This is a genomic window from Anaerolineales bacterium (genome assembly GCA_037382465.1).
Classification (GTDB): Bacteria; Chloroflexota; Anaerolineae; order Anaerolineales; family E44-bin32; genus WVZH01.
The window spans coordinates 50204-63768 of the sequence record JARRPX010000015.1 but is presented as its reverse complement, the minus strand read 5'-3'; the positions used below and the strand labels follow the sequence as shown (position 1 = coordinate 63768).

Sequence of the window (13565 nt, the reverse complement as noted above, 5' to 3'; positions counted from 1 at the left end):
CACACTTGTTCGTATTGTATCGGAACATACGTTCTATGTCAAGCGCTGCTTTACCCGCGAAAGAGATGGATTGAAATAAGCAAAGGGAATCAATTGAGAGATTTCTCGCGGAAAGCCTGTGGGGACATTCCCGAGATCTTGCTGAAGACACGACTGAAATAGGCCTGGTCCTTAAAGCCCACCTTGCAAGCGCTGTGCCCCACCGACTCATCGATGCTCACCAGCAAATGCTTCGAGCGCAGGACGGGGTAGCGATTGAGATAATCCCAGGGCGAAATGTTCAGGTCGCAGTTGAAGATTCGGCTGATGTAATCTTCACTCACCCCGACGGCTTCAGCGATCTCGCGCCGCGAGATCGGGCGCGCGTAGTTTTGGTGCAGGTAGGCGATGGCCAGCTTGACAAGCCCACTCGTGTGTGCCGGAAGCGTATCTTCCCCGAAGATGGCCCGGTTCATCGCGGACGCCGTCTCGGCATCCGACCAGATGCCTTTGGTCTGCAAGGTCACGTTGGCATGCCCCTTATTCCGGTCGGCGTCCACGAGCGTCATCATCTTGTTGCTCAGGATAATGACCGGGACCTGGCGCAGGTGAGAATCTGCACGCATCTGATCCAACACGTCCGCACCGCTCAACTTCGGCATGACGAGATCCAACAGGACCAACGATGGGACTTCTTCCTTCATCAAATCCAACGCCTGCTCGCCGTCTTCTGCGATGCGGATCGGGAAGCCGGGCAACTCGTCCGCCACAAAAGCTTGATGGGCCGCTTGCACGTGCGGATCATCATCGACGATCAGGACCGGCCCGCTTCCTTCGGAGGGATTCATTGCAAGGATCGCATCGAGCAGTGTCCCCGTGTTCGACGACTTGACCACAAAACCCGTCATACCCACCTGGTCTTCGGCGAGCTGTCCGTAGAAAAGAAACGGCGTCTGGCTCAGATGCGGATAGTTCCACAGACGGCAAATGAACCCCCAGTCGCCAGGCTGTGCGTTGGACAGGTTCCATGTTAGCGCGACGGGTTTCGTTGCGCTTACGGCCGCGTGCAGATCTTCACCGGCGTGCAATTGGAAGACTTCCAGGTTCTGCCGCCGGCACATCTCGGCGATTTCGGGCACCGGTTCAACGGAAGACGAATTGAGCAGCAGCTCGGGCGAGAGATCGTCTTGCCTGGCCGGAGAAAGCTACAGCGCCAAAAGCGGGGATCGTGAGATTCTGGCCGTCGTACTCGGCGGTGTGGCCAGCTTCGAAATCGATGGCATAATAAGGAATGCAACGATGATTTCTCCACTTGATCTCCAACCCTCCTTTGGTTTCGGCGACCGTCTCGGGCTCGCCACGCCGGGTCACATCGCCGCAGTGCGCGGCACGAAGTTTGCCCCGGTCTTCGCCCAACAGTCCGTGCGCGAGAACGCCCGCACGGGCCGTACCCCACAACAAGTCATGGACGACGCCAGACGCGCCGTCGAAGATGCAGGATGGGACGCTCCCTGGGGCGCCGACGCCGACCACCTGAAAACCATCGACGATATTCCGCCCTTCATCGCGGCGGGATATACTTTCTTCACCGTCGACCCCGGCGAGTATGTGGACAACGCCGCCGACAGCGATTCTCCGGACGCATTGCGGGGGAAGACCGCCGCCTACGACTGGGACGAATTGTCAGCGTTGTATCTGTGTGACGATGATGAACAGGCCTGGGGCCGCTTCGATACGGAGACATTGATGCGCGCCGCCGCCAAATACGGCAAAGCCATCCAACATGCGGTCGATATGTTCAGACGCTTGAGCGAGGTGAAAGACGGCTTTGATTTCGAGGTCTCCGTCGACGAAACCGATTCACCCACCACTCCGGCGGAGCATTTCTTCATCGCCAACGAGTTAACCCGCCGGGGCGTGAAATTCACTTCACTCGCGCCGCGGTTCATCGGACGATTCGAAAAAGGCGTGGATTACATCGGCGATTTGACGGCATTGGACGCCGAACTTGCCAGGCATGCCATGGTAACGGCGCACTTCGGAAGGTACAAGCTCAGTCTGCATTCGGGTTCGGATAAGTTCAGCGTCTATCCGTTGCTCGCCAGATATTGGGGGGACCGCATCCACGTGAAGACCGCCGGCACGAGCTATCTCGAGGCGCTGCGCGTCCTGGCGAAGTACGAAACCGATCTGTTTGAAAGGATTTATGCGTTGGGGCGCGAACGGTACGAAAGCGACAGGAAAACGTATCACGTGTCTGCGCAGTTGGATCTCTTGCCGGACACGAGCGACCTTCCGGCGTTGTTGGACGATTTCCACGCCAGAGAAGTCCTGCACGTGACGTACGGCTCGGCGCTGGCGCAGTTTGGAAAGGAAATCAAGGCCGCACTCGTTAAACATGATGATGCCTATTTCGACGGTCTTCAGGCACATTTCGAGAAACATCTCGGCCTGCTCGAGGGAGAATCATGAACATGGAAGAACTCACGGCGCTTTACGATTTCTCCGGCCGTACGGTGGTCGTCACGGGCGGAGCGGGCGTGCTGGGCAGCGTAATTGCCGGCGCCTTGCTGGGCTGCAACGCCAACGTCGTCTTGCTCGATCTGAACCAGGAATTGGCGCACGAAGCCATCGACCGGTTTCCCGAAGCGGTCAGGGAACGCACGTCGCACGTCTTTGGCAACGTTCTCGAAATCGAGACGCTGCACCAGGCGGATGAAACCGTACGAAACCGGTTCGGAGCGGTCGATATTCTCGTCAACGCAGCCGGCGGCAACCACCCTTCGGCCACAACCAGTCCCGACCTGTCATTCTTCGATCTGCCGCTCGATGCGCTGCGGCACGTCGGCGATCTGAATCTGTTGGGTACGATCCTGCCCTGCCAGGTATTCGGACGTGGCATGGCGGAACGCGGCGAAGGCGTGATCCTGAACATCTCGTCGATGAACGCCTTTCGACCGCTCACGCGTATTCCGGCATATTCGGCGGCAAAAGCAGCGATCAATAATTTCACACAATGGCTCGCCGTTCACATGGCGCAGAATTATTCGACGCACATCCGCATCAACGCCATTGCCCCCGGATTCTTTCTCACCGAACAGAATCGCTTCCTGCTCACGGATGAGAAAAGCGGCGATCCGACCCCGCGCGGCCAGGCGATCCTGGCGCACACGCCGATGAAACGCTACGGAGTACCCGAAGATCTCCTCGGCGCAACGCTGTGGCTGCTCTCACCCGCCTCCGCATTCGTAACCGGAGCGGTGATACCCATCGACGGCGGATTCTCGGCATACAGCGGAGTCTGATGCAGGCAACGATCTGATACAGTTAATTAAAATAGGATGAGGGCTTACGGGATGACGATCCACGCAATCGCCCCGGCCGGTCGACGGCTGACGGATGTAGAGGTACGCAGCACGCTTGCGAGCGCGCTCGAAGGCCAATTCGCAGGTCAACGTCTGCTCGTCCTGATTCCGGACCACACTCGCACCTTGCCGCTGCCGTTTCTGTTCCGTACTCTCGTTGAGCTGCTGGGCGACACGAAACGACTCGATTTCATGGTTGCGCTGGGTACGCATCCGGCGCTGCAGGAAGCGAGTCTCCAGCGTCTGGTAGGCATCGACGCCGATGAACGGACGACGATCTTCAAGCACATCGGTCTGCTGAATCATGCCTGGGACGATCCTGCGGCGTTGACCTCCCTGGGTGTAATGGACCAAGACGAGATCAAGCAGCTTGCAGGCGCGCGCTGGCATCCGTCCCTTCCCGATGAAGTCGAGATCCGCATCAACAAGGCGGTCCTGGACTACGATCACATTCTCATCCTGGGGCCGACGTTTCCCCACGAAGTGGTGGGATATTCGGGCGGAGAGAAGTATCTCTTTCCCGGTATCTCCGGCGCGGAGATGATCAACGCAACGCACTGGCTCGGCGCGCTGGCGGGCGTGGTGGGGACGATCGGGATCAAAGAGACGCCCGTGCGCGCCATGATCCATGCTGCTGCGAGCCGGCTGCATACACCTCACTCCCTCGTGTCCCTGGTGGTGGAAGGCGAGGGTCTGGGAGGTTTGTTCGTCGGTGATCCGGTCGCTGCCTGGAACGAAGCGGCGGACTTGTCCGCGAAGCGCCACATCCGCCGCTATGACAAACCATTCCGCAGAGTCCTCTCGTGTGCTCCAGCCATGTACGACGAGCTGTGGACGGCGGCGAAGGCGATGTACAAGCTCGAGCCCGTCGTTGCAATGGGCGGCGAAGTCGTCATCTACGCGCCGGATTTGGAGGTGGTCAGCCACGTGCACGGCAGGTATATCTACGAAGTCGGATATCACATCCTGCCCTATTTCTTGAACGATTGGGAGCGCTTCAAGGACATTCCCCTCGGTGTGCTGGCACACAGCACGCATCTGCGCGGCGCGGGCGTGTTGGAAGACGGCGTCGAAAAACCGAACGTTCACATCAAGCTGGCCAGTAAAATCCCGGCGCAGGACTGCGCACGGCTCAACCTGGATTACCTCAACCCCGCTGAGGTAAATCCGGACGAATGGAAGAACCGCGAAGACGAAGGCACCCTTTACGTGCCAAAGGCGGGGGAAATTCTTTACAGGCTGAAGTCATCATAACAAAAGTACGCGCATTTCTCCCCACACAGGGCAAGGGTCTGGCCCTGATATTTACCTTGCTGGTTGGGGTGTTCGTACCCCAGGCTCATTCCCTGACCTTTCTCATTCGATATCTCTTGATGGTCATGCTTTTCTTTGCCTTTCTGGGCATCGACTTCGATCTCAGGTCGTTTCCTAAAAACGTGATCTGGATCCTGTTCCTGAACCTGGCCATCGCATTTGGGGGATATGCCGTGCTGGCGCCATACAACACCAACCTCGCTCTGGCCGCATTCATGACCGCCGCCGCACCGACGGCCATTGCCGCACCCGTCATCACCGCATTCGTCCAGCGCAGAGTGGAATACGTCGTAGCTTCCGTCATTTTGACCAACCTGGCCTGCGCGTTCGTCATTCCCACTGTCTTGCCGGCCCTGCTCGGTTCAGGAATCCGAATTTCAGTAGGCGAAGTGCTGCGGCCGGTGTTGATTGTTATGCTCGTGCCGTTGATCCTCGCGCGTCTCGCTTCCAGACTTCCCGCGGGCACACAAAATCGCATCCGCAGGGGCAAAGCCATCTCGTTTCCGTTGTGGATCGCCAATGTCTTTATCATCAGTGCCAATGCGTCGTATTATCTGCGCAGCAGCAGCACGGATTCCATACCTGCGTTGGCCGCCATCGCCCTGATTTCGCTCCTGCTTTGCCTGATCAATTTCAGCGCGGGTTTTTTACTCGGAGGTCACAATTTCTGGCAGGAAGCCGGGCAATCTTTGGGGCACAAGAATCTTTCGTTTGTCATCTGGATCGCGCTGGCCTTCATCAATCCAATGGTTGCCCTGGGCCCAACGTTCTACCTCCTGTATCACCATTTGTACAACGCCTGGCTCATCCAACATTTCGAACGCGCGCGGATCAGCAATCCGCGGCGAGATCCCCTTTAGATTCGAGCCGGGTTTGCCAGATTTCGTCGGAGTCCAATCAAATTCAATCGGTGCTCGCTGGCAGCCACTCCGGGAACACGATCGCCAGGCAGCAAGCACAGATCAAACGCAGCCAGAATACTGAAGTCGGACGAACGATACAGCTCAGATCCCAGCAGATTGAACCAAACTCATGCCGGAATAGTGAACAACGACACCAAATTCGACGAATCGTTTTACCCGCGCCATAGCTCGTTGTACAATGGGTCATCCTCATTCGTTTCACGCACAAGGAAGTGCAGATGGAACAACTCAAAAAGCGCATCCTGGCTGATGGAAAGAATCTCGGAAACGGGATCCTCAAAGTGGACAGCTTCATCAACCATCAGGTCGATCCGGTATTGATGGACGCTTGCGGGAAAGAGCTGGCAGGACGATTCGCCGGGGTTCAAGCCACGAAAATACTCACGGCTGAAATTTCCGGCATCGCACCGGCGGTGATGACCGGGCTGCACATGAATATCCCCGTCGTGTACGCGCGCAAGTCCAAACCGGTGACCATGCCCGATCAAATTTTCCTGACGCTCACCGCATCCCACACCAAAGGCCACATCGTGGAGTTGATCGTCTCGCCGGAATACCTGAGTGCCAAGGAAAGGATTTTGATCGTCGATGATTTCCTGGCGACGGGGCAAACGATCATGGGCCTCGTGCGGCTGACCCAGGCCGCAGGTGCAACGGTCGTGGGGATTGGAGCCGTGATCGAGAAGCGTTTCGAAGGTGGCCGCGACGTGTTTGCCAGCCTCGGCATTCCCATCGAAGCGCTCGCCGTGGTTACCGAAATGCACGACGATAAAATCATCTTCGAAGACTGAAGGAAATGGACTCCATCGCCGTTCTCGACTTCGGATCCCAATACTCGCAGTTGATCGCTCGACGTGTACGCGAGATCAGCGTCTACTGCGAATTGTTCCCCTACAACACAACTTCCACAGAAGTGCTCGATTCCCGGCCCAAAGGTTTCATTCTATCCGGCGGACCGGCGTCGATCTACGAGAAAGGCGCGCCGCAAATCCCCGATTATGTCCTCGAAAGCGGCCTTCCCATCCTCGGCATATGCTACGGCATGCACGCGCTGACGCATACCCTGGGCGGCCGCGTTTCCGCATCGAGCGAACGCGAATACGGGCACGCCACGATCGACGTCGTTACCCCCAATCCGCTGCTGGGATCGCAGACCCAGCGAGTCTGGATGTCGCACGGGGACCGCACCGAAACGCCGCCTCCCGGCTTCGACATCCTGGCGAGTTCGGATAATTCTCCCATCGCTGCTATGGGGGATCCGCAAGCAAAACGCTACGGACTGCAGTTCCATCCGGAGGTCCGCCATACGCCGAACGGCGTGGAAATCATCCGGGCCTTCGTGATCGACGTCTGCGGCTGCGAGCCGCAATGGACGCCGGCCTCGATCATCGAAAGCGCCGTCGAAGATATCCGCTCGCGGATCGGAACGACCAGGGCCATCGCCGGCGTCAGTGGCGGCGTCGATTCCTCCGTGGCCGCCGCGCTCGTCCATCGCGCCGTTGGTGATCAACTCACCTGCATTTTCGTGAACAACGGATTGATGCGCCTCGGCGAACCGGAAACTGTGGTGGAGACCTTCGAGGAACAGCTCGGCGCCCGGCTGATCGCCATCGACGCCACCGAAGTCTTTCTGGACGCTCTGGATGGCATAACCGAACCCGAAGAGAAGCGGCGCATCATCGGCGAGAAATTCATCCGCGTGTTCGAAGAACAAGCCGAGAATGTCGCCGGGGACGTTCGCTTTCTGGTTCAAGGCACGATATATCCGGACGTGGTCGAGTCCAGCGCACCGGATCGCCGCGTCGCCGCACGCATCAAAACCCACCACAACGTCGGTGGTTTGCCGCCCGACCTGGATTTCGAACTCATCGAACCGCTGCGCTACTTGTTCAAAGACGAAGTGCGCGCCGTTGGCCTCGAGTTGGGCCTTCCCGAATCGATCGTCTGGCGCCAGCCCTTTCCCGGTCCCGGCCTGGGAGTGCGTTGCCTCGGCCCATTAACCGTGGAGCGGCTGAACAAACTGCGCGCTGCGGACCACATCGTCACCCAGGAGCTGCATCAGGCGGGTATGCTGCGGGATGAGACTGCGCAGGCGTTCGCCGTGTTGCTGCCGATTCGATCCGTCGGGGTGATGGGCGATCAACGCACGTACGCAGAGACCATCGTGGTGCGCGCCGTTACGACGGACGATTTCATGACCGCAGATTGGGCACGGCTTCCGCATGAACTCCTGGCGCGCATCAGCAACCGCATCGTCAACGAGGTCGCCAGCGTAAACCGTGTAGTTTACGATATCTCCTCCAAGCCTCCGGCAACGATCGAGTGGGAATAAGGCCGAAGTTCAAACCCCCTTTTCACTGCAAATCGCATCCGCATTTCGCCGAGTCTCGATTCATGTTTAACCCATCAGCATGTCGAAATACGCTCCGCCGTTAAAATGACCTTCCCGCTTATGGGGGGTAAGCGGGAAGGTCTGCCAGAGGGAGGCTCTAAACACTACCGACGAAATACTACCAGCACATTCTCACAAGTTGTAAAACCGACACATCAACCAAACGATATACCGATAATTGCAATATCTACACGAGTATGCCGACTGCTCGAACCAGAAGCCAGACCTCAACAACCAAGACTGCCAGAAAACCACTGACGAAAACGAAACGGATCATGCGCTCATTCGTGTTCATGATGGCTCTCTCCGCAATCCCGGTCACACCCTCGAAAATCGTCCGACTCTGATTACTTGCACGAGCTTTCGAACGCTTCCTTCAACAGCATCATACAACCTGAGTGCCTGCTTGCGCGCGGTTTGTAAGCCGATTGCAAACTGCCTGTTCCCGACCCAAAGTGACATGCTACAATGGTCACATGCCCAAGCCGGCCGCAATACGACGGAAGTGCGTTCCGTTTCTCATCTTCCTTTTCATGTTGCCGTTCTCCCTGACGCATGCGCAGCAGAACGTGACCGTGCGCGTCTCCCGGCCGATCACGGACGACTTCCCCCGGATAACGCTCTACCTCACGGTCACCGATGGCGCCGGGGAGCATATCTCGGGGCTTTCGGCGTCGAACTTCAGTGTATTTGAAAATGACGCGCTTCAGTTGGATCACACCGTAACCGAGGAGCAAGTCGGGACGCGTCAGGTTTTCGTGATCAACACGACGGCGGACATGAAGGTGCGTGATTCCCTCGGACGTTCCCGTTTCGAATTGGCCAGGCAGGCGCTGCTGTCCTGGTGGCGGACGCCGGCAGCGAGTGTGATCGACGTCGACGATTTTCGGCTGGTCACGGCCGAGGGAATTCTGGTGTCGCACACGCGCTCGACGGTCGACCTCGCAGCCACGCTGGACGAATTCACGCCGGCTTTTGAGGAGAGCAGTAACGGCTACGACATTCTACTGCGCGCCCTCGACATCGCCCTGGAGGCGCCCTCCCATCCGGGCATGCCGACCCACGTCGTTTTTTTGACACCCTTGATGCGCATCCCACAGGACGTCTCGATTTCCAACATCATCACTCGAGCGCGCATGTCGGGCATCGTCATACACCCCGTCTTGTTCGGCCAGGCAGAGAACATGGAACAGCCCGAAGCCGAACCGCTGCGCCAACTGGCAGAAGCAACCGGCGGCCAATTCCTCTTCTTCGATCCAAAACTGGGACTCTCCGGACTCGCAGAAAAAATCCTGGCGCAGCGTGCGGAATACAAATTAACCTACTCTTCCAACGTCATATCTTCCGGCAGTCATCTGGTTCAAATTCGCCTCACCGACGCCGACCTCGAGGTCTATTCCGAAATCCAGACCTTCGAGATCAACGTGATGCCCCCGGACGTGGCGTTCATCCAACCTCCGGATCAAATCACCCGAGAGACCGGCGAAGCCAACCTGACCCTGGAAGAACTGCCACCCACCTCCCGAACGTTGCAGCTGCTGATCACGTTTCCGGACGGCCACCCCAGAGCGTTGAGACAAAGTCAGTTGGTCGTCGATGGTGAGATCGTTGCGGTTCGCGATCAGGAACCTTTCGATTACCTCGATTGGGATCTGAGCGAGTACCTTCAATCCCAGGCGCATACGATTCAAGCGGTCGTCGAGGACAACCTGGGACTGCAAGGCGTATCCATAGAGCTACCGGTATCCATCGAAGTCAAAACACCGCCGCGCGGCTTGAGTTCACTGCGCAGCGCAGTCGGGCCCGTGATCGGGGCTGTCGTGGTCCTGATTTTGGGCATTGCCGTCTCCACTGTGATCCTCAGCGGGACACACTCGCAAACGGCAGCGGCCGCCGAAACCAAACAGGACTCGTCTGTACTCAGACAGCATTTGAAACGTGCCGGCTACCGGAAGCAGGCAACCCCACAGGAAGTGGAAGCTCGACTGGTGCTGCTCGACAGCGATGATACAGAGATGGATGCCATCCCACTCACCGGGGTCGACGTCATCCTGGGACGCGATCCCAGCATGACTCCGGCACCGCTGCTGGATCCATCCGTATCCAATTTACACGCACGCCTCATACGTCAGGCCGGCGGAAATTACCTGCTGAAAGATCAAGGATCGGAGGCGGGCACCTGGGTCAATTATGACGAAGTCTCCGAAGAGGGGCGAATACTATCCCACGGCGATTTGATCCACATTGGCCGAGTGAAGCTGCGCTTTCTGCAGTCCACGTCTGCACCACCGGCGACGATCCGCATTTATCCGAGTGCCGCCAATTCATCCACTGCCACACACAGTCAGGGGAGCCAAACGTGATACCAACCGATAAACCTCACCTCAACGTTGCCGCACACAGCCATACCGGCGAAACCCGAACGAACAACGAGGACCGCTTCTCCGTAACGGCTTATCGCATGGAGCGAACGTCCGTGCCGGCGCTGCTGGCCATCGTTGCCGACGGGATCGGCGGCCACAATGCAGGCGAGGTCGCTTCAGATTTAACCGTGGAGACCATCGTCAATCGATTGACGGCCTCACGCATCACCCAGCCCACGTTAAGCCTGCAGCAGGCGATCCTGGAAGCCAATGATGTCGTGGCCAAAGCCGCTCGAACGAACGACGCACAACAAGGCATGGGGTCGACCGTGGTCACGGTCTGGATCATCGGCTCGAGACTCTACACGGCCACCGTCGGGGACAGCCGCATATACCTGTTGCACGATGGATCGATCCGGCAAATCAGCATCGATCACACCTGGGTGCAGGAGGCCATCGATCATGACATCATCCAACCCGAACAGGCGCGCGATCATCCACAGGCTCACGTTTTGAGACGTTACATCGGATCCCCGCTTCAAACCGAGCCCGACATTCGGTTGCGGATGAAGGACAACGAAAGCGATAAACAATCCGAATCCAACCAGGGCATGACGCTCCAGGCCGGAGACATGCTCTTGTTGTGCACGGATGGTTTGACGGATCTGGTTGAAGATGAGGAGATCCAGCAGGTTCTCGTCGAACACGATCCCCTGCAGGCCGTCGAACACCTCACGGACATGGCGCTAGAACGAGGAGGACACGACAACATCACCATCGTGATCCTCGAAGTGCCCCAAAACTCACGGAGAAGATTCTTAAAACGCAGCCGGACCACACAAATCATGTTGTGGGGCGTAACATTGCTGGGATTCGGCTTTCTGCTGGGTCTGGGACTGGCGTTCATCTGGAGCCTGGGAATCTGGCCCTGGCCATAAAATTGCGAGACTTCCGACAACCCAGGCGCAGTTGCGGCTTTATGAAGGGAATTCCTAGGGCAGCGGATGAACCGCTATTCGCCGGGCGAGGCGTACGATGGCCGAAGGGCCGGACTACGATTGACCAGCCAAACCCCCACGAGGATGGCCGCACCGCCGATGATTGTCGCTGCGCCGATCATCTCCCCCAGGATCTGCCACGCCAGAAGGACGGTCACGATTGGCTCCAGGTATAGAAAGACGCCCACCTGCGTGGCGTCGATACGCTCCAAGCCGCTAAACCAGAGATAGTACGCCACACCCGAGCAACCTACGCCGAGGAAGGCGAGTGCCAGCCAACCCTGCAGACTCACGCGCTCCAATTCCCCCAACCCACCGTCGGCGATCGCCCAGGGAATTAATAAGATCCAGCCGATGGACATGATGGCAAACATCTGCCCCACGGCCGATCGTGAGTCCGATGCTTCACTTTTCTTGAAGACATGCTTGTTGAGAACGACGAAGACTGCCCAGTTCACCGCGCTGATGGCGATCAAGCGATCGCCGGGAGTGCCGAAGCCTCCCTGGATCAGGGATTTGAAATCACCGTTTCCGACAACGGCGAGCACACCGCAGACGGAAAGCAGGATTCCCAGAACCCGAGATCCCGACATCCTTTCACCGAGAAAAGCCCAGCCCAACAAAGCGACGAACACCGGAATCGTTGCGACGATCCACGAGGTGGCAGTCGCCGAGGCGGTCTGCAGGCCATTGGCTTGAAGCAGTTGATGAACGGTGATCCCCAATATGCCCAACACGCTCAGCGACGGCAATTCTCGAAGCGTGAAGCGCCGCAACTCGTTTCGCTTGATCAGGATCAGAAAGAGGACGACCACGCCCATGGCGAAACGCAAGAAGGCGATTACTGCGGGCGTGAGCTCCTGTAAAGCGACTTTCGTCGCCACAAAAGACGCACCCCAAAGAACGACCGTTATCGTCAAGCCGAGATATGCACTTTTCATCGTCGAAGGCCCGGTGGGGGGTCAACTTCGTTCGATCGTCAAACGTACGATCGAACGATCCTCGCCGCCGAGGCGGTACTTGTAGTCTTCATCACCGCGCATGAAATCTACCGCGTCCCTGCCATTCTCAGCAGCCCAGCGGATGATGTACCCCAACAAAACCCATCCCGGTGAAGTCGATCGAAAATCCAAATCTATGCCGGAATTGTAAATCCAGATTCGGTTTGCATAATCGAAATTCAGGTACCCCGCGGCAAATTGCTCGCCGACTTTCAGAAACGAAAGGTGCAGCCAACCTGCTTCGTGGGCGCTGCGGGTCAGCCGATGGAATTGCGTCTGCATCGCCCGGGATAGAAAATCCGCCTTTTGGGGATCTTTGGCCATCAGCCCCAAAAAGGTATCCGTCGCGCGTTCGATATCGTCTTCGGGTTTCACTACCTCCCAGGTGACACTGGGGAGATGTTTCGCTGCCCGGCGCATCTTGCGCCGCAGTTCGTGCCTTTGTTTCGAGTCCAAACGGGATAGATAATCCTCCCAACCACCGTTCAGGCTTACCCACGGACAGGGGGCGGTTATCTCCCGTTTGACCTGCCAGTCGCGTTCCGCGGCGAGTTTCTCCAGCGCCGCCAGACTGGGCGAGCCTTCGGGGATGTTATACAGATCCAGGATTTCCCAACCTTCGGGACCGTCTGCAACCAGCGATTCGCAGAATGCCAGGAGAAACGATTCGCAATTTTCGATGGACGTTATAAAATCCAGATAATCCGCGATCTCGTGCGAACCGATGAACATCAACGTGCGTCGACCATCTACGGAGGAAAGGAAAATCGGCGCGATCCCGATCAGATCGTCCTGCGCATCTCTACCTTCTGCGATCCACAGATCCCCGGATTCCCACTCGCCGCCGCCCATGTCCGTCCACCAGGCACGCAGGAATTCGTGGCGCAGGAAGGGCACGTTCGTGATGGACTTCGCGAGCAGTTGGTTCCAGAGCCCGGAGCGGGAATCGAAGGTCTCATCGTCGCGCACAAAAGAGATCCGCATCTTGTTTCCTTTCGCAAACCAGCCTTACAATTTCCCCATCCACAATCTTCGCCACGGCGTTCCAACGTAATACATGGCGCTGGAACGGTGTGTGGGAAGTAAGTTCAGTCGACATACGCAACCGTGCAACGTTCGAGGGACGAGCTGATTATCGTATCATTCTACCAGTCCAGGCAAGCTTCTTGCACCATCAGAGACCGAGAGTTGCTCATTGGCGGCGATTCTGTAAAATACACAAGAGAGTGA

11 protein-coding genes are annotated in these 13565 nt (G+C 57.6%); 8 read left to right on the top strand and 3 right to left on the bottom strand.

Features of this window, described 5'->3' with window-relative positions; all coding sequences use genetic code 11:
- Positions 1 to 89 precede the first annotated feature (89 nt).
- Positions 90 to 1118, bottom strand: a complete 1029-nt coding sequence (locus tag P8Z34_06040) for a DNA-binding response regulator (GenBank protein MEJ2550227.1) — start codon at positions 1116 to 1118, stop codon at positions 90 to 92.
- Between the two features lie 19 nt (positions 1119 to 1137).
- On the opposite strand from P8Z34_06040, the gene P8Z34_06035 reads away from it, so the two are divergent.
- From P8Z34_06035 to P8Z34_06000, 8 genes are all read left to right on the top strand, one after another.
- Positions 1138 to 2451 (top strand): tagaturonate epimerase family protein, encoded by a 1314-nt coding sequence (locus P8Z34_06035; GenBank protein ID MEJ2550226.1) that lies wholly within the window; start codon positions 1138 to 1140, stop codon positions 2449 to 2451.
- Positions 2448 to 3284: an SDR family oxidoreductase gene (locus P8Z34_06030; GenBank protein MEJ2550225.1), complete on the top strand. Its 837-nt coding sequence runs from the start codon at positions 2448 to 2450 to the stop codon at positions 3282 to 3284. The genes P8Z34_06035 and P8Z34_06030 overlap by 4 nt, the downstream gene beginning before the upstream one ends.
- Positions 3285 to 3335: 51 nt before the next feature.
- On the top strand, positions 3336 to 4598 hold the full coding sequence (locus tag P8Z34_06025) for a lactate racemase domain-containing protein (protein ID MEJ2550224.1): 1263 nt from the start codon (positions 3336 to 3338) through the stop codon (positions 4596 to 4598).
- A complete protein-coding gene (locus P8Z34_06020; protein ID MEJ2550223.1) occupies positions 4520 to 5518 on the top strand; it encodes a hypothetical protein in 999 nt (332 codons plus the stop codon). Before P8Z34_06025 ends, P8Z34_06020 begins: the two co-directional genes overlap by 79 nt.
- Before the next feature lie 281 nt (positions 5519 to 5799).
- Positions 5800 to 6372 (top strand): xanthine phosphoribosyltransferase, encoded by a 573-nt coding sequence (xpt, locus tag P8Z34_06015; protein ID MEJ2550222.1) that lies wholly within the window; start codon positions 5800 to 5802, stop codon positions 6370 to 6372.
- 5 nt (positions 6373 to 6377) lie between these two features.
- Positions 6378 to 7913 (top strand): glutamine-hydrolyzing GMP synthase, encoded by a 1536-nt coding sequence (guaA, locus tag P8Z34_06010; GenBank protein ID MEJ2550221.1) that lies wholly within the window; start codon positions 6378 to 6380, stop codon positions 7911 to 7913.
- Positions 7914 to 8449: 536 nt separating this feature from the next.
- A complete protein-coding gene (locus P8Z34_06005) occupies positions 8450 to 10336 on the top strand; it encodes an FHA domain-containing protein (protein MEJ2550220.1) in 1887 nt (628 codons plus the stop codon).
- The gene (locus tag P8Z34_06000) at positions 10333 to 11274 is read left to right on the top strand and encodes a protein phosphatase 2C domain-containing protein (protein MEJ2550219.1); all 942 of its coding nucleotides are present in this window, start codon (positions 10333 to 10335) and stop codon (positions 11272 to 11274) included. Before P8Z34_06005 ends, P8Z34_06000 begins: the two co-directional genes overlap by 4 nt.
- 74 nt (positions 11275 to 11348) lie before the next feature.
- Here P8Z34_06000 and P8Z34_05995 read toward each other — a convergent pair whose 3' ends face one another.
- Together P8Z34_05995 and P8Z34_05990 are read right to left on the bottom strand one after the other, a co-directional pair.
- Positions 11349 to 12275, bottom strand: coding sequence for a DMT family transporter (locus tag P8Z34_05995; GenBank protein MEJ2550218.1), 927 nt, complete (start codon positions 12273 to 12275; stop codon positions 11349 to 11351).
- Between the two features lie 21 nt (positions 12276 to 12296).
- A complete protein-coding gene (locus tag P8Z34_05990; protein ID MEJ2550217.1) occupies positions 12297 to 13319 on the bottom strand; it encodes a GNAT family N-acetyltransferase in 1023 nt (340 codons plus the stop codon).
- Between the last annotated feature and the right edge of the window lie 246 nt (positions 13320 to 13565).